General features: G+C 39.1%; 15 protein-coding genes. 4 read left to right on the forward strand and 11 right to left on the reverse strand.

Annotation, left to right across the window (positions count from 1 at the left end; translation table 11 throughout):
* Positions 1 to 131 precede the first annotated feature (131 nt).
* The 8 genes from AC0OMU_RS20950 to AC0OMU_RS20985 form a co-directional block, all read right to left on the reverse strand.
* Positions 132 to 494, reverse strand: coding sequence for a hypothetical protein (locus AC0OMU_RS20950; RefSeq protein ID WP_474241502.1), 363 nt, complete (start codon positions 492 to 494; stop codon positions 132 to 134).
* An 83-nt stretch (positions 495 to 577) separates the two neighbouring features.
* A complete protein-coding gene (locus tag AC0OMU_RS20955) occupies positions 578 to 829 on the reverse strand; it encodes a hypothetical protein (RefSeq protein WP_163135992.1) in 252 nt (83 codons plus the stop codon).
* A gap of 10 nt (positions 830 to 839) precedes the next feature.
* Positions 840 to 1,289 (reverse strand): hypothetical protein, encoded by a 450-nt coding sequence (locus AC0OMU_RS20960; RefSeq protein WP_474241503.1) that lies wholly within the window; start codon positions 1,287 to 1,289, stop codon positions 840 to 842.
* 299 nt (positions 1,290 to 1,588) lie between these two features.
* On the reverse strand, positions 1,589 to 1,852 hold the full coding sequence (locus AC0OMU_RS20965; protein WP_015483914.1) for a DUF2247 family protein: 264 nt from the start codon (positions 1,850 to 1,852) through the stop codon (positions 1,589 to 1,591).
* 162 nt (positions 1,853 to 2,014) lie between these two features.
* A complete protein-coding gene (locus tag AC0OMU_RS20970; protein ID WP_015483915.1) occupies positions 2,015 to 2,428 on the reverse strand; it encodes a hypothetical protein in 414 nt (137 codons plus the stop codon).
* A 25-nt stretch (positions 2,429 to 2,453) separates the two neighbouring features.
* Positions 2,454 to 4,184: a T7SS effector LXG polymorphic toxin gene (locus AC0OMU_RS20975; protein ID WP_474241505.1), complete on the reverse strand. Its 1,731-nt coding sequence runs from the start codon at positions 4,182 to 4,184 to the stop codon at positions 2,454 to 2,456.
* Between the two features lie 19 nt (positions 4,185 to 4,203).
* Complete coding sequence (locus AC0OMU_RS20980; protein WP_003218942.1) at positions 4,204 to 4,473, reverse strand: YwqI/YxiC family protein; 270 nt, start codon at positions 4,471 to 4,473, stop codon at positions 4,204 to 4,206.
* An 11-nt stretch (positions 4,474 to 4,484) separates the two neighbouring features.
* On the reverse strand, positions 4,485 to 4,850 hold the full coding sequence (locus AC0OMU_RS20985) for a YwqH-like family protein (protein ID WP_014478447.1): 366 nt from the start codon (positions 4,848 to 4,850) through the stop codon (positions 4,485 to 4,487).
* Positions 4,851 to 5,158: 308 nt separating this feature from the next.
* On the opposite strand from AC0OMU_RS20985, the gene AC0OMU_RS20990 reads away from it, so the two are divergent.
* Positions 5,159 to 8,293, forward strand: a complete 3,135-nt coding sequence (locus AC0OMU_RS20990) for a DUF3427 domain-containing protein (protein ID WP_474241507.1) — start codon at positions 5,159 to 5,161, stop codon at positions 8,291 to 8,293.
* Here the strand turns inward: AC0OMU_RS20990 and AC0OMU_RS20995 are convergent.
* The 3 genes from AC0OMU_RS20995 to abnB form a co-directional block, all read right to left on the reverse strand.
* Positions 8,282 to 8,671, reverse strand: a complete 390-nt coding sequence (locus tag AC0OMU_RS20995) for a (deoxy)nucleoside triphosphate pyrophosphohydrolase (protein ID WP_014481384.1) — start codon at positions 8,669 to 8,671, stop codon at positions 8,282 to 8,284. The two genes, AC0OMU_RS20990 and AC0OMU_RS20995, sit on opposite strands and share 12 nt — an antisense overlap.
* A gap of 204 nt (positions 8,672 to 8,875) precedes the next feature.
* Positions 8,876 to 11,635: an AAA domain-containing protein gene (locus AC0OMU_RS21000; protein ID WP_249847886.1), complete on the reverse strand. Its 2,760-nt coding sequence runs from the start codon at positions 11,633 to 11,635 to the stop codon at positions 8,876 to 8,878.
* Positions 11,636 to 11,780: 145 nt separating this feature from the next.
* A complete protein-coding gene (abnB, locus tag AC0OMU_RS21005) occupies positions 11,781 to 13,199 on the reverse strand; it encodes an arabinan endo-1,5-alpha-L-arabinosidase AbnB (protein ID WP_474241508.1) in 1,419 nt (472 codons plus the stop codon).
* A 527-nt stretch (positions 13,200 to 13,726) separates the two neighbouring features.
* On the opposite strand from abnB, the gene hutP reads away from it, so the two are divergent.
* The 3 genes from hutP to hutU all read left to right on the forward strand — a co-directional run bounded on the left by hutP (position 13,727) and on the right by hutU (position 17,467).
* Entirely contained in the window at positions 13,727 to 14,173 is a 447-nt protein-coding gene (hutP, locus tag AC0OMU_RS21010; protein ID WP_003243875.1) for a hut operon transcriptional regulator HutP, read from the forward strand.
* A gap of 112 nt (positions 14,174 to 14,285) precedes the next feature.
* On the forward strand, positions 14,286 to 15,812 hold the full coding sequence (gene hutH, locus AC0OMU_RS21015; protein WP_063335852.1) for a histidine ammonia-lyase: 1,527 nt from the start codon (positions 14,286 to 14,288) through the stop codon (positions 15,810 to 15,812).
* Entirely contained in the window at positions 15,809 to 17,467 is a 1,659-nt protein-coding gene (hutU, locus tag AC0OMU_RS21020) for a urocanate hydratase (RefSeq protein WP_014478453.1), read from the forward strand. Before hutH ends, hutU begins: the two co-directional genes overlap by 4 nt.
* Positions 17,468 to 17,476: the final 9 nt, after the last annotated feature.

A 17,476-nucleotide genomic window follows, 5' to 3' on the forward strand; every position in this document is an offset into this window, starting at 1 on the left:
TTCTTCAGCTATTATTTATGGCAGTGTCAATCAAAGTTTCCTTCATAATTTTTTCTGATTATGTCCAAGAACAAAGCCTTCTCATAAAAAAATTTAAGTTTCCACTTTTATAATCATTTTACTTTTTATATTTAAACAGCCTCCCTTAAAAATTCTATACTTATCCTGTCAACCTTCATCTCAACATTTTTCCCAATTAAATAAGGATATTCAGAAAAATACTCATCTTCATCAGTAAGAACGATTCCAGCATCAATTGAATCCTCTTGCAAAATTCCCCTAATATAATATTGATATCCTAATTTTTCTATACTTTCACGAATAACTAACTCATCCAAAATCGTAAAACCAACTAACACAGGATATTTTTTCCCTGCTTCAATTTCATACGGACAGACAGAAGAAAAACCTGTAAATTCTATCCCTACTATTTCGAGAATCACTTCCTCTTCTATATGTGAATCAAGCCCTTTAACAAAGGCATTATATATCATAGGAGAACCTCTTTGTTTTTTATTATATTGAATACAGATTAACACCTTGAAAGGGGGTGTTGCCAATCAAGGTTTTATTATTGCTAAGACTCAAAAGCCGTTTTTTCTGGAAATACAACCTCTTCTCTTTCTAAACAAACTGCTAATCTTTGTACAGCTAGATCAAAATAAAATGTTGACGGGAGATCTTTATCAGGAATTTCTTCTAACTCTGAAAACTTCCTAATTATTTTATTTAATTTCATTTTGCCCATAGTATTTTCATGAGGCCCCAATTTGTAAACCACAGTTTCATTATCTTCATATTCTTTTAGTAATAAAATGTATACCGCCACTGTTTATTCCTCAATTAGTAAAATTCAATTCACTCCACTTTTCTTTTATCCAACCTATTCTTTCATCAGCTTCTTCTGCTGATAGAACGCCTCTTTTGTTTTTGTACTTAATACTTTCTTTTGCCCAGATTAAAATGATCTTGGTATATTCCACCGTCTCTATTGTGCATATACAATCTCCTTCATCTTCATCTGCGAAAATATCTTCAATCACTGTTTTATGTTTATCAGAACTAATTAAATTTAAATTCCCGCCACTTTCGAATATTGGTAATTCCCCAGACAATACTTTTAATAATTCATCAATTTCTTCCTTTATGCTATCGAAATCACTAAATATATCAGATCCTAACGAATTACTAATAAGGTAACCATTTTTAAGTATTTTCTCTTTTTCCAAATCCAAAATGACTTCATCATAATCATCTATATATTCAATTGCATATTTATATTTGAGCAATATACTATCTCCGTTATTTCTTATTCACCGGTAGATGGTGTGAGGTAACGCAAGCAATATAATGAGTATTTCCCAATCATAATTAATTAGAAATTATTTTCCTCTCAGTTTCCAAAAATTCTTTCAGTAGTTCTTTTACTGTATATTTCAAATCAGAAGGATAATAGAAAACAGGCGATACAGTTCTAAAAAAATTGTTCATATGTTCAGTTGTGTTAAACATATAAGCAATGTTTTCAATGTCGCTAAACATACTATCATCAGAAGAATTATTATATATTCTTCAAAACAGTGTATAACTACTTATGATACTCTCTATTCAAGACTTCAGAACGGCTATTAGAGACTATGTGGTCTAATAATGCATCTGCTCTTTCTTCAGTTTGTTCCCACGCCAATTCAAAGATATTCTCATCTTTAATATTAGGATTATTCACTAGATAATTAACCGCATAATTTGTTACTTCTTGTGAAGAAATTAACTTAAACTGCCTACTAATAAACAATGTAATCCAGTTACATTCAAATTCGTTTTTCTTGATTATCTCAACTGTATACACCATCTATCTCTTCCTTGTGGTTATTTTACCTGAGTCTTTAAAATTATAAGCTGATCCTGCAATAGGAAAAGCTTATTCCACTTCACATCACTGTGTGAGAATAAGCTTTAAAAAGTTATCATTGACTTTTAAGCATTGTTGTATAAACAATTCTATAACAAATTATTAAGAATGAACCTTCTCAAGGAAGTCTTCAAGTATTTTCTTTACTGGAGCACTTGCTTTTGGCAACTTATCATTTATTCTCTGAAGTATGGATGGATCGTTCAATATCATTTGTTTACTCTCGGGAGTCACAAAGCTTCTTAGAGAATCTATGCATACCTCAAATAGCTCTTCATTATCAATACTAAGTAGTGATAGTAATATTGAAAATTCATGTGAACTTCCGTTATTATCCATACAGTATGCCAGTTTTTTTTGCCATTCCAAAGGTTTAGTAAGTGCTTCGTTTTTTAATTTTCCCCAATCATCTGCTCTAAAGTCTGACAATATATCACTTGCAATTATACAACCATCATCGTACCATGAGTCCTCAGTTGTTTCAGCAGATAAAAGATTATCCAATTCTCTATACATTTTTTATCACCTTTCAATTTACATCTCAAAAACCTGATGGACGAGGCGCATTTACCTTTCCTGTTGGGTAACCACTAGTTACCTCGTCACCATTTTTGATAACATCTATTTCCACTCCATTTTTTGATGCTCTATGCCAAGTTGATCTATCCCTCAACCTTGTAGATATAGGTGGTGTATTTCCAACCTCTATAATACTCTTAAGAATCTGATCATCATTCCACGATTCCGGAAATAATGTACTCTTTTTAATTTTAGAAATATTACCATCTACAAATTGCTTAGTAAACATAACACTTTTCGTCCCATCTGCATTAGTAGATAGTACTTCCACTGCGAAATTATCATTAGCGTTGTTTATACTTGAGGAATGTCCACCTATTAAAATATTTTTTGGAACTTTACGTTGTCCTTCCAATATTTTCGCTTCCATATCTGAGCTAATAACCGTCTTTGAAGATACCAATTTCTTACCTTCACTCGCACCCTTTGAAGCAACCTTATTAACCTCACCCTTACTTTCCTTCCCCGCAACATGTTTAGCCACATCTGTGACAACACGCTTCCCGCCTCGGACCGCCAATTTTTTAACAGCACCCTGAGGGCTTACCCACTCAATAAATTCATATTGAGTTCCGGCAAGAAACGAATCAATTGGCTTAGCTCCGCCTACTTTATCCTCTGGAATGTAAGACACTTCTTCTAGCCGCTTTTTCCCTCCAGCGTAGAGTTCTCTCACAATTTGGCCGTTTTCATATATATAATATTTGCCGCCGACGTAGTCGATGCTTGCAGTATCACGAGTTAGTTCGTCAATCACTTCTATCGTATCTATCTTTTTTAATCCTTTATGATTATATATTTTATCATTTATCACCCGTATGTCTCCATAGACTTTCGGGTGTGCTGCTGCTTCTTTCTGTAATACAGTTAAATTACTATCATCAGCATGAATCTCGCGCTCGATCTTCTGTTGTTTGTCATCCATCATCACAGAATCAACGTTTGATTGCTTATGTTTCTCCAGTTTCTTCAGCATCATCTCCATCGGTGAATCATCCGGCTGCTTCATTTGAGAGTTAATGCCGCCGAAGGTTTGGTTGATGTTTTCTTCTTCCTGTGATTTCAAAATAGAGCCGGTTTTGTAGCCTGTGATTTCAATTTTCGGCCCTGTGTACATCGTTTCGAGCTGATCCATGTATTTTTTCATCGTTTGAAAATCTGATTTTGCGGTTTCTAGTGCTTGGGTTTGCTGGCCGTCAAATTGAAAGAGCTTATTCAGGGTGTCCGAAATCAGTCGCTCAGCCTGTTCTGTTTCCATTCGGAAAAAGGTATCATTGACTGTCGGCAGGCTGACGATGTGATCTATGGCTGATGTCTGGCGATTGACTGCGTCAGTGAGCTGCTCTGTCACTTCTCGTGCATGCTTGACCCCATGTCTCGCATCGTGTGAGAGAAAAGCCTCTGCGATCATGCCGTGGGAGTCAGATTCTACAGAGGAAATCGCATGCTGTGTTTGTTTCAGCACTTTTTTGTATTCGTCGATAAACATGCCAAAGAAAAGGAGAAAAGGCTTGTGGCACTCCTCGTAAAAGGTCCGGATGGCATCTCCGCCTTTTCCTTTCAGCGCATCCTTCATGCCTGCCAGATGCTCAACGCTTTTTTCCAGCTTCTCCAGCTGTTGCTTTTGCTTGTCCAGTTTCTCAATCGTATGCTGAATGCCCTCGTGAAGAGCGTGGACATCTAATGTTTTCAATCCCTTGTCCTCCCGCGCTTTATTTCATGGAAGATGATATGTTTTCGTCCGTTTCCTTCATGGCGTTTACCGCGCTTTCCGTTTGTGCGATATGCTTGGCCAGAACAGACGCATATGCTTCAGTGAGCTCTTTGATGTCCTTATTTAATTGCTCGATGGACTTCACAACATTCAAATGGTTTCTGCCTGAGAGATGGCCGGGCAAGGAGGACTTGAGTTCAGCTGAATTCTTGAGCTGAGAAAGCCCTTGCTTCACTGTGCCATACACCATTTTAATTTCCTGTGCCATTTGTGCTCACCTCACTTTTTATGTTTTTCCTTCTCTATTTCATGCTCTATCCTCGTGATTTGGCGTCTTATAGAATACACATCGCCCTCTAATGAGTGGATTTTTCCTTCTATGCTTTCGATGATTCCGCTGACTTGATCGCTTTTGATTTGCTGATATGCTTTGTTCATTCCTTCACGAATATCTTCAAACCGCTGAGCATGTGTTCCTCTCCATGCCTCCCGGTTAAGATGAGGCCGGTGAATGAGATGCTGGGCCTCAGAGAAATCGTGTTTGATTTGCCTAATTTCGTGCAGCACTCGTTTTAATTGATGGATCTGTTCCTGCTTTTCATGTAAGTCGGCTTTTACCGAATGTAACAACATTTCACTATGCATGCCGCAACACCTCGTGTTTCTATCAAACTGTGTCAATTCTTTACAATACAGACTATTTTCATATTACATGATGGGTCATATTGGATAAATAGGTAAAAGGATTTGTCTTACACAGAATATAAATAAGTATATTTATCTATTATCCTTTTCATTCGACTTTCTTGCGAATAAAATCCTGCTTACACAGGACTTTAAGATCGGGTACAATCGTCCTCATTTGATTCGCGATGCCTTTTACAAATATCTGTTACCTATAGTCAATAATAATGATAAAATTAGGATATCTATCTAAATATGGAGAGAGAAAAATGAAAAAAAACAGTGGTTTTCATGAAGAATTGCAAGAAAAGCACAAGCTTTATCCAGTAGAACATCGTTTTCAGCCTGTTTTACCGAAAGAATATACAGAAATTTTAACTTTACATATAGCAAAACAATTTGGCGAAAAAATCAAAACGCTTGTTCATCACGGACAATATAATCAGGCGGTTGAATTAACCCAAAAAATATCTTCTGATCTTGGTAATGATACTGCCTTTGCAATACCACTTTCTTCAGTTCTTTATCATGTAGGTGACCTGGATCTTCCTGTGTCAGAGCACTTTTCGCTATCACGGTTGAATCTACTCGGAAACCATAGAGCGGATGATAATTTTTTTAAAGCATTAAAGAATGAAATGTTAACTGCTGATCGTGTGGATTTTATGGTCAGTTTTACAAGATGGTCTGGCGTCCAACTTCTTATTCCACCATTACAAGAGCTTAATAAGCGTAATGTGCCAGTACGTATTATCACATCAACATATATGGGAATTACTGAACCTAAAGCCCTTAAACAGCTCATGAAATTTCAAAATGTCGACTTGAGAATTGTAAATGATTACAGTCAATCGTTTCATACAAAAGCTTACTTATTTGAACGTCTTTCAGGGCAACATAGTGTCATTATTGGATCATCAAATCTCTCGCAATCCGCTCTGACCACTGGGTATGAGCTAAATGCAAGAATACCAGATACAAAATATCTTCCAATTTTTCAACAAACAAAAGATGTCTTTAATAAAGTATGGGTCGAAAAAACACAACCGGTCGATGACCAGTTCTTAAAAGCTTATGAAGAATTTCAAGCAGCTAATCACAAAATGAGCGCGTCTCTCGTCTCTCAAAACTCTCTTTACCAAACAAAAATACAACCTAATGCCATGCAAGAAATAGCGCTTAAAAACCTCAAGAAAACGAGAGAACAAGGTGAGGAAAGGGCTGTTATTATCGCTGCAACTGGTACAGGGAAAACATATCTTGCAGCATTTGATTTTTCCGAATATCAACCAAAAAAATATCTTTTTATTGCTCATCGTGAGGAGTTACTAACTAAAGCCATTGAAACATTTGAAAAAGTCACAAATGACCATGATAACTTTGGATTGTTAACTGGATCGAAAAAAGAATGGAATAAAAGGTTTTTATTTAGCACAGTTCAAACCTTGTATAAAGAAGAAACATTAAAACGGTTTGCACCAGATGAATTTGATTACATTGCCATTGATGAATTTCATCATGCAGAAGCCTCTACCTATCAATCAGTGTTGAATTACTTTAAACCTGGATTCTTATTAGGTTTAACTGCAACTCCAGAACGTTTAGACGGTAAAGATGTACTTGAAATCTGCAATCATAATGTTGTCTATGAAATCCGCCTTCGAGATGCGTTAGAAGCTGAATTGCTTGCCCCATTTCATTATTTTGGTATTCCGGACCATACTGTTGATTACGATAAAGTGAAAATAACAAACGGGGTCTACGATGAACGTTCATTGGTTAATCATTTGAAAAATCATGAGCGGGTCGATTATGTAATAAAGATGATAAATATGTACGGTTTCGACGGAGAAAGAATGTGTGGATTGGGCTTCTGTACTAACGTTGAACATGCCCAATATATGAGCCAAGAATTTAATCAATTAGGATTCCATACAACTTATTTAACAGGGCAAGATTCCTCAGCACAACGTCAGAAAGTGATTAGAGAACTTGAAGATCCGCATCATAGTTTAGAACTGATTTTTACAGTAGATATTTTTAATGAAGGCATTGATATACCAAAATTAAACTTACTGCTTTTTTTGAGACCGACTGAATCACCAACCATATTTATTCAACAGTTAGGAAGAGGATTAAGAAAGACTGATGATAAAGAGTTTGTAACGGTACTTGATTTTATAGGAAACTATCAAAAATCGTTTGTTATACCGCTAGCCCTTTCCGGACAAACTAGCCAAAAATCCTTTGATAAAGATTCATTACGAGTTGCGGTTACCCATGAGTTTGCAGACTTACCAGGTGGATCTTATGTAGATCTTGCATCTGTAACGAAGAAAGAGATTTTACACAAAATTGATAGTATTAAATTAAATTCAGCTGCCATGCTAAAAACATTATATTATCAATTTAAACGAGATATTGGGCGTTCTCCAGAGCTACTTGATTTTCTTTATTCAGATCAAGCTCCAGGTCTTACCTTTTTTATAAAAAAATATAAGTCTTGGGTCGAAACGAAAAGAAAAATGGATGACCTTCATTCTTTAGATAAAGAAGTATTAAATGATACGTTAGTTTTAAGAATGGTATCCTGGTTAGAGCAACAGTTTCCGATTAAGTGGCCCTATGATTTATTATTGTTACAATGTGGATTTAATATACAGAGAATCACTGTAGAGGATGTTAAAAAGTCTTTAGAAGATACATTTCATTTAAAAATCAAAAATACTAATATACACGACAACTTGATTAAACGATCTATGGAGCGTTTATCCACACCACATAAGAAACAACAATGGAGTTTTGGTACAGTGGAGGAAAATACGTTTATACTACAATTAAATATTTTTGAACGTTTATGCCATCCTCGGTTTGGTCCTTATATTAAGGAGCGTATCCAGTATGGTTTAACCGAATTTAGACGCATGAATAATTTAGAAGCACTTTTATCTAGTGAACTACAACTCACCTTGTATCAAACATATACTAGAAATGAACTCATACATTTATTTCAATCAACTGATCAAGAGGGAACGTGGCGAGAAGGTGTAAGGAGAGTTAACAATAACTACTTAATTTTTATTACATTAAATAAATCTAAAAAAGTTGAGGACCATTTGTTATATAAAGATTACTTTATAGATCCCCATCATTTTCACTGGCAAAGTCAAAATCAAACATCACATGATTCTCCTGTAGGTCAGAATTTTATTAACCATAGACAAAAAGAATATAAAATACATCTTTTCGTGCGTAAATTTAGCGAAATGCATGACATCACCTTACCTTTTATTTATCTAGGTAAAGTTGATTACGTATCAAGCAATGGGGACAAACCTATGAATGTAATATGGAAGCTCCATCAGCCTGTCCCAGAAAACTTGTATGTTGATTTAATTAACTAGTGCATTTACGGTTGGAAGATCAGCAGGTGCCCATTCAAGTGACTCAAGTTCACTCACGGGCACCCATCTGAGTTCCGCATGTTCTTTGGCAACAGGTTCATCCTCTACAATTTTCGCTTGAATAGAAATCAAATTAACAATGACTTTTTCATATTCGTGATGAATGTCAGCAATTATTTCACCTGCTTCAATTTTACAACCAAGCTCCTCATGAATTTCTCTTACAAGAGCTTCTCGTGCATTCTCACCCTCTTCAAGTTTCCCTCCTGGGAATTCCCATAGATTGGCCAAAGACATGATTGGCGAACGAAGTGCACATAATATCATATCTTTATCGTTTTTAATCACTGCTGCAGCTACTTTGATTGTTTTTTTCACTTTATTTCTTCCTTCCTTGCATTTCTTCTTAAATTCAACGCTATATTTAATATTACATAGTGATCTGACCTTGCACTTTTAGTAAAACTTTATCATACTGAAAAGATTCTATGACAAACAACATAACTTTTTTTGACTATATAGAGTTATTATCACACACTAAAAAACTACTTAAGTAAAATAACTTATTCTAATGGTAGAGTTTTAATCATTTTTTAACTTATTTGTTCCTAAAATAGAATTTAGCAGTCCCTTTATTTTTTCTGCCTCGCCACTCTCATTTGTCCTTAATCTAATAAAAGGTATCCCTGATTTCCTCAGAATAGAATCTTTTAATTCATCCCTTCTTTTCTGGTCATTTGAATAATGATAAGCAGTACCGTCTACCTCTATTACTCCAGCAGGTGCATTCCCCATTTTGTAATAAAGCATAAAATCAAATCGAGCTACTGTTTTAACAAACTTTTGCTCCTCTTCATTTAAATGAGAGGTGTCATTAAATAAATCCTTTAAACGATACTCCCTTCTAAACTCAATTTTTTTATAGGTCTCTTCTTTAAGAATATCTCTGAGCAAACTAGCAATAATCCTTTCAGATTTATACTTTGAGTCACTCTCTCGTAGTTTATTTTCTCGTTGCACTAAAACTTCGGAGAATTCTTTATATAGTAAATCGAACACAGAAATGACCTGACTTTCATGATATAAACTAGCTTCCGTATAATATTCCATATAACGTATTAACTCGGAGATTTCTTTGTTACTTCTCTTGAAAATATCGACAGCAGATACTAAAACAAAACGTTTTTTTGCTCTCGATATAGCGACATTAATTAAAGTAGCACTATCAACAAATTCAATATCCTTTTTACCGCCCTTATCATCAAGTACTGTGGAGAAAATAATTCCATCACATTCTCTTCCCTGAAACTTATGTACAGTATCTTTAATAATTTCTTCTCTCATATAACGATTAGCAGCTTTTATCTGGGCTCTATAAGGAGCAATGAATCCAATATCATCAAAATCACGTGGGAAAACCTTATCTCTAATCGTTGCCTCTTCAAGAGAATCTAATTCACGAACATTGTGTCGCCCGCCTTGGAATCTCATATGATTTCCTTTAACGGTTTTTATTAAAATAATTGAAAAATCGTCTTCTTCATCATATTTAGTCAAAGGAATGAGGTTGCCATCATAATATTGTTCATTACAAAACTTGATGATCATAGGATGGCAACGATAGTGCTCCTTTAATAAAGTAACAGGAATTTTATTCTCGTATACTTTTAAAACAGAATGCAGTAGGCTATTTTCTACATAATCAAAGCAAGGTTCGATTCCCATTTCTCCCTTTGATATGTTCTTATCTGGAATGTGAGGTAGTTGTTTTGTATCTCCAACAATAATTACATTTTTAGCACAGCCTAGAGCAAGGATACCTGGCATCAATTCTAACTGTGAGGCTTCATCAATAATTAAGTAATCAAATAAGAAACCATCTGGAATTGATTTCATTAAAGAGAATGCAGTACTCAGAATAATAGGATATCGATTTATAAATCGATCAAACTGCTTTGCATCTTTATATTTCTTGTACTCAAAATTCTCTTTCTTAACCGTTTTTTGCTTATTATGTATATAATTTTTGAAAATTAATGTAGAGTAATTTTCAATTCGATTACTTAGCTCATCAAAATTTTTGGCATGTAGCATTTGATTTATTTTATTTAACTCAGAATTTAATTCAGTTAGTTTTTGCTTATAGAATTGATATTGGAGTTGAGAAAGCATTTTCTCTTTATTTAGACTGTCTCCTATTTGTTTGAAATCATATAACCCATAGTAGAAAAGATATTTGGTTTTCTTAAAGAAGTTCATTCGATTTTGTTTGTTCAGTGCTTCGTCAGCCATAAAATTTAAAATCTTATAATTATTAAACTTATAAAAAGGTAAAAGTTTTGGTTTCATGGTTTCTAATGACTCAAAATGTTGTTTATAATATTTTTCCTCCGTCTCTAGGTCTTTTATTTGCTGTTTTATCACTGCTTGTCGGTTTTGTAACTTTAATAGTTCTTTAATAGATTCTACATCACTTAAGACGCTTTTCAGTAACTCTGATTCTCTCTCATTCTCAACCTTCCATTCGGCTATATTTTGAGGGAGTTCCGGAAGTTGCTCAAAGAATTTTTTTTGATTATCTTGGCTACCTAATGATGCAAGAAGAAAATCGTAGCCTGCTTTCTCCATTTTTTCTCTTACATTGGCGACAGCAGAATTATTACTTGAGACAATTGCAGCATTTTTTCCCTTCATCATTATATTAGTGATCAAATTTAAAATAGTTTGTGTTTTCCCTGTACCAGGAGGACCTTCAATTACACTTATTTGAGAAGAAAAAGCAGACTGAACTGCCTGAATCTGACTTAGGTTTAAACCAAAAGGAAAAAGGAGTGTCTCTGAATCCTTATACGATCGATTTTCTTTTGAAAAATAAGCATAGAGAGCACTTTCTATTCTTAACGGCATACGCTGAATTTCACCTTCCAAAATAGGTGGGATATCATTTTTTGTTTTATCTTTAACGGCCGCTACATGTCTAAAATAATCCAAAAGTTGTTTAAACTTTGCATTACCTAAAGTAATCTTTTCAATATCTTTTTCTTTATAAATATATTTCTGATCATTTCCACTAAAAATCAAAACAGCGTACTTATCTCCATATATTTTAACGCTTTCTATATTTGCTTTTACATTTCCCTTTAGAACTAGTCGTTCTTGCTTGTTAATGACCAATTCTCGAACAGGGGTAATTATACACCTATCTAATTCTTCACTAATCTTCATTCCACTGTTCAATGTAATATGAACAGTTATTTTAGCATTATCACGTTTAGATAATCGCCATTCTTTAATTTGATCAGAATATGTTGTATTACCTACCTCAATGCTTACACCCGTCAAATTATTCCCTCCAAAATAACTTTTATTGAAATTGTTATTTTTTGTTATAGTATACAAAATTAATAAGGTGTTTTCAAAATACCTGATATGAAGTAAGTAAGAAAAGAACCTTTTCTTTTCCAAGAAAAGGTTCTTAAATATAATTTTATCTTTTAAGCTTACTACCCCATACAGCCTCACCGCTGCCATTCAACACACTAAACGTCATGACGTTCTTCTCTCTCACCGAATCCCACTGGCGTAAAAATACGCCATTATACTTCTTGCCAGCTAACATAAGTTCAGCTGTATTTTTTCCGGTTTTCTTCCATGTTCCAGTCATTTCCCCGGAAATGGTGTGGTTTTTGTTGAGCTGGATGTTGATGGTTTTTTTGATGTCGGCTGAGATGTCTTTTCCGTGCTGGATGAGTTTGTATGTTCCTGTGATATCTTTTTGTTTTACTTCTTTCAGTGTTTCGCCCGCATAACGATATGGCGCTGCTACCGGCCAGCCGTCTTTGTTCATGAACAGTTGGTGGACTCTGACTTCGTGTTCTTCACCCCTGCCCGGGAAGCGGGTGTGGAAGATTAAATAGGAACGCCCGGTTTTTTCGTCATAGTATGCGGAGTTGTGGCCTGGTGAGACGTACCCGGTGCCTTTTTCATTTTCTGTTTCAAAAATGTAGCTGCCCATGAGTTTGACGCCGTATGGTTCGATGGAACGGTCGTCGAAGAATGTGCCTTCTTTGCCGCGGACGTCGAGCATTGGATTGCCTTCTGCATCATAGTAAGGGCCGTCTGGTTTCTTGGAGCGGGCCACACGGATGTTATAGCCGCCTGTTGCATCAAGACCGCCATATGATAGGTATAAGTAGTAGTATTTGGTGTCTGGATTGTAAAGAACATACGGGCCTTCGATTCTGCTGTGGTTGCCGCCGAGCAGTTTTTTCCCGTATCCCTGCCCAGGAAGCGGGAAGCCCGTTTTTGGATTCATTTCAAGTATGAAAATGCCGCCTGAGTATGATCCGTACACCATCCACAGCTTTCCGTCTTTATCAAAGAAGGTATGCGGGTCGACGACATTCGGATGTTTGGTTGCGTCATACGGTGTTCCATCGCTGCTTGTGCCTTCCATTCCTGATTTCAAAAAGATGCCTTTGTTTTTGTATGGCCCTTCGATGTTGTCAGCGACGGCAACACCCATGGCGGACCTAGGCGAGTCGCCGCGGCAGGCGTTGTAGTACATGTAGTATTTGCCGTCCGCCAGCTGCGTGACGTCAGCCGCCCAAAGAGTATCGGATTGCGCCCATTCGAAGGTTTCTTTTAATTCTTTATAGACATTCGGGATAAGTGGGTTGTCGTTGCTTACGCTGGTGGTCAGCTGCTGCCATTGCATGAGGTCATTTGTTTTTGCTGAAGCGAGATGAGATCCAAAAACATAAAAGGTGCCATTTGTTTCAATGATGGAAGGATCATGAACGCTGACTTCTTTAAATACGGGTTTTTGAGCATTGGCGGAGTTTGGCAGGGTGAAGGCCATGATAAGAGCTGCAAGAAAACATACATGAAACAATCGGTTGAACATCTAAACAATTCGCCTCTCTTTTTTATTAAATTTTTAAGCGCTTACATTTCTCTATGAAGAAACACCGGCCTATTAAAACAGCCGAATGTTTTCATATTCAAACAGATAGGTGATTTCTCACTGTTCTCTTACATTGTCAGACTGATGTCTGTTTGGCACAGAACTGCTGCTTGCATACTCTCTATTCATAGTTCAACCCTTTTGCCGTTTCTCCTTCTTCAATTACTTCTGTTTCTTCATTTGCGTACATAATGAACGCTTTGTCCGGTCTTGTAAAGTCGTCGACTTTTCTCCGGCAACTTCGCCTCTTTTTGGCATTTTACCTCTCATTGTCAACAATATAACAGCGGCCGCTTGCACTTCTGTCTGGGTATTCGTGTGCAATGTGCTGCTTTCTGCGTCGCGCTATTACAATAGCAATCTAACTTGTTAAAGACTGTAAAAAACCTTTTGACTTCTGCTGCTGAACCAATTAATATAATACTCAGTTAATAGTTATCAGAATTTTTAGGAATTGAGTGATTCATATGACACTGCACAAAGAGCGTCGGATCGGCCGGCTGTCTGTTCTCCTGCTGCTGAATGAGGCGGAAGAGAGTACGCAGGTTGAGGAGCTGGAGCGAGACGGATGGAAGGTCTGTCTTGGCAAGGTAGGATCAATGGACGCGCATAAAGTAGTAGCCGCAATTGAAACCGCTTCCAAAAAGAGCGGTGTCATTCAATCTGAGGGTTATCGGGAGTCACATGCGCTTTATCATGCAACGATGGAGGCTTTGCATGGCGTGACCAGAGGTGAAATGCTGCTGGGATCGCTGCTTCGGACGGTGGGCTTGAGGTTTGCCGTTTTGAGGGGAAATCCTTATGAAAGTGAAGCGGAAGGCGATTGGATTGCTGTCTCGCTTTACGGAACAATCGGGGCGCCGATTAAAGGTCTTGAGCACGAGACATTCGGTGTTGGAATTAATCACATATGAAACAGCCCATAGATCTTAGACGATAGGGGGCTATGCGTGAAAACAGATGTTCACAGCATAGCTCCTTTTTGTATGGGCGCTTTACTAAAGTAAAGAAAAAGGAGTTGGGCTTATGGTGACTTTAGACGGTTCTTCATTGACAACAGCCGACGTCGCTCGTGTGCTGTTTGATTTTGAGGAGGCAGCGGCTTCCGAGGAAAGTATGGAGCGCGTGAAAAAAAGCAGAGCGGCAGTGGAACGGATTGTACGCGACGAAAAGACAATCTACGGCATCAACACCGGATTTGGCAAATTCAGCGATGTCCTGATTCAGAAAGAAGACTCGGCGGCGCTGCAGCTAAATTTAATCCTTTCTCATGCCTGCGGAGTCGGCGACCCTTTTCCTGAGTGTGTTTCCAGGGCAATGCTGCTTTTGCGCGCCAATGCGCTGTTAAAAGGCTTTTCCGGTGTACGCGCTGAGCTGATCGAACAGTTGCTTGCTTTTTTAAATAAACGCGTCCATCCTGTCATCCCCCAGCAGGGATCACTTGGCGCAAGCGGAGATCTGGCGCCGCTTTCCCACCTGGCGCTTGCGCTGATCGGACAAGGAGAAGTCTTTTTTGAGGGGGAAAGAATGCCGGCAATGACAGGCTTGAAAAAAGCAGGTATTCAACCGGTAACGCTGACATCCAAGGAAGGGCTTGCCTTGATTAACGGGACTCAGGCCATGACTGCAATGGGAGTGGTCTCATACATTGAAGCTGAAAAACTAGCCTATCAAACTGAGCGCATTGCCAGCTTAACGATTGAAGGGCTGCGGGGAATTATAGATGCGTTTGATGAGGATATTCACTTAGCCCGCGGCTATCAGGAGCAGATCGATGTCGCAGAACGAATTCGCTTCTATCTATCTGACAGCGGCCTGACAACCTCTCAGGGAGAACTGCGGGTCCAGGATGCCTATTCATTGCGCTGTATTCCGCAAGTACACGGTGCGACTTGGCAGACGTTAGGCTATGTCAAAGAAAAATTAGAGATTGAAATGAATGCCGCTACGGACAATCCTCTTATTTTCAATGACGGTGACAAAGTGATTTCTGGCGGAAACTTTCACGGACAGCCGATCGCCTTTGCCATGGATTTTCTGAAAATCGCAATATCAGAGCTTGCGAATATCGCAGAGCGCAGGATCGAACGACTTGTGAATCCGCAGCTGAATGACCTGCCGCCGTTCCTGAGCCCTCATCCCGGTCTGCAATCCGGTGCAATGATCATGCAGTACGCCGCGGCCTCACTCGTTTCTGAAAATAAAACACTGGCCCATCCTGCAAGTGTAGATTCCATTCCGTCATCCGCCAATCAAGAGGACCATGTCAGCATGGGAACCATCGCCGCTCGGCATGCTTATCAGGTGATCGCAAATACAAGGAGAGTCATTGCGATCGAAGCGATTTGCGCATTGCAGGCGGTTGAATACAGAGGCATAGAACATGCAGCGTCCTATACGAAACAGCTTTTTCAGGAAATGAGAAAAGTCGTGCCGTCCATTCAGCAGGACCGTGTTTTTTCCTATGATATTGAACGCTTGACTGACTGGCTGAAGAAAGAATCTTTAATACCTGATCATCAGAATAAAGAACTAAGGGGGATGAACATATGACTGATGTAAAAAAATCAATCCGTGCCAACAGAGGAACAGAGCTTGAATGCTTAGGATGGGAGCAAGAGGCAGTGCTTCGGATGCTTCGAAACAACCTTGATCCAGAAGTCGCCGAGAAGCCGGAGGACCTCATCGTATATGGCGGGATTGGCAAAGCCGCACGGGATTGGGACGCATTTCACGCCATTGAGCATTCCTTGAAAACATTAAAAAATGATGAAACCTTGCTCGTGCAATCCGGAAAACCCGTTGGCATGTTCCGTACACACCCGCAGGCCCCGCGCGTGCTCCTAGCAAATTCTGTTCTTGTTCCGAAGTGGGCAGACTGGGAGCATTTCCATGAACTTGAGAAAAAAGGGTTAATGATGTACGGACAGATGACGGCTGGCAGCTGGATTTACATTGGCTCACAAGGCATATTGCAAGGAACCTATGAAACCTTCGCTGAGCTGGCGCGACAGCACTTTGGAGGCAGCTTAAAAGGAACATTGACGCTGACAGCGGGTCTCGGCGGAATGGGAGGCGCACAGCCGCTGTCTGTCACGATGAATGAAGGCGTCGTCATTGCTGTCGAGGTTGACGAAAAACGCATCGACAAGCGGATCGAAACAAAATACTGCGATCGAAAAACAGCATCGATTGAGGAAGCCCTAGCTTGGGCTGAAGAGGCAAAGCTGGCAGGAAAACCTTTGTCCATTGCACTTCTCGGAAACGCAGCTGAGGTGCATCACACACTTTTGAACCGAGGCGTCAAAATTGATATTGTGACAGATCAGACATCTGCCCATGACCCTTTAATCGGTTATGTTCCCGAGGGCTATTCACTTGATGAAGCTGACCGTTTGCGTCAAGACAATCCAGAGCTTTACGTGCGCCTTGCGAAGCAAAGCATGAAAAAACATGTCGAAGCCATGCTGGCCTTTCAGCAAAAGGGCTCTATTGTATTTGACTACGGCAACAATATCCGGCAAGTCGCAAAGGATGAAGGGCTGGAGAATGCCTTCGATTTTCCGGGGTTTGTCCCTGCCTACATCCGCCCCTTATTCTGTGAAGGAAAAGGGCCGTTCCGCTGGGCGGCGCTTTCCGGAGATCCGGCAGATATTTACCGTACGGATGCGTTATTAAAAGAGCTGTTCCCGACAAATAAAGCCCTTCACCGCTGGATTGATATGGCACAGGAAAAAGTCACCTTCCAAGGCTTGCCGTCCCGTATCTGCTGGCTTGGATATGGAGAACGAAAAAAGATGGGCCTCGCCATTAACGAGCTGGTTAGAACCGGGGAGCTAAAAGCGCCTGTCGTTATTGGGAGAGATCATTTGGACTGCGGGTCTGTCGCCTCTCCAAACCGGGAGACAGAAGCGATGAAGGACGGAAGTGACGCTGTCGGTGATTGGGCTGTGCTAAATGCGCTTGTCAACACGGCGGCGGGTGCAAGCTGGGTTTCCTTCCACCATGGCGGCGGCGTCGGAATGGGCTATTCCCTTCATGCCGGCATGGTTGCAGTGGCCGATGGAAGTGAGCTGGCTGACGAGCGGCTCGCGCGGGTCTTAACGAGCGACCCAGGAATGGGCATTATCCGTCATGCGGATGCGGGTTATGAACGTGCCGTTGAAGTAGCGAAGGAACAGGACATTATCGTGCCGATGCAAAAATAAAGGAGTGAT

The sequence above is a fragment of the Bacillus sp. FAU18 genome, assembly GCF_056033885.1.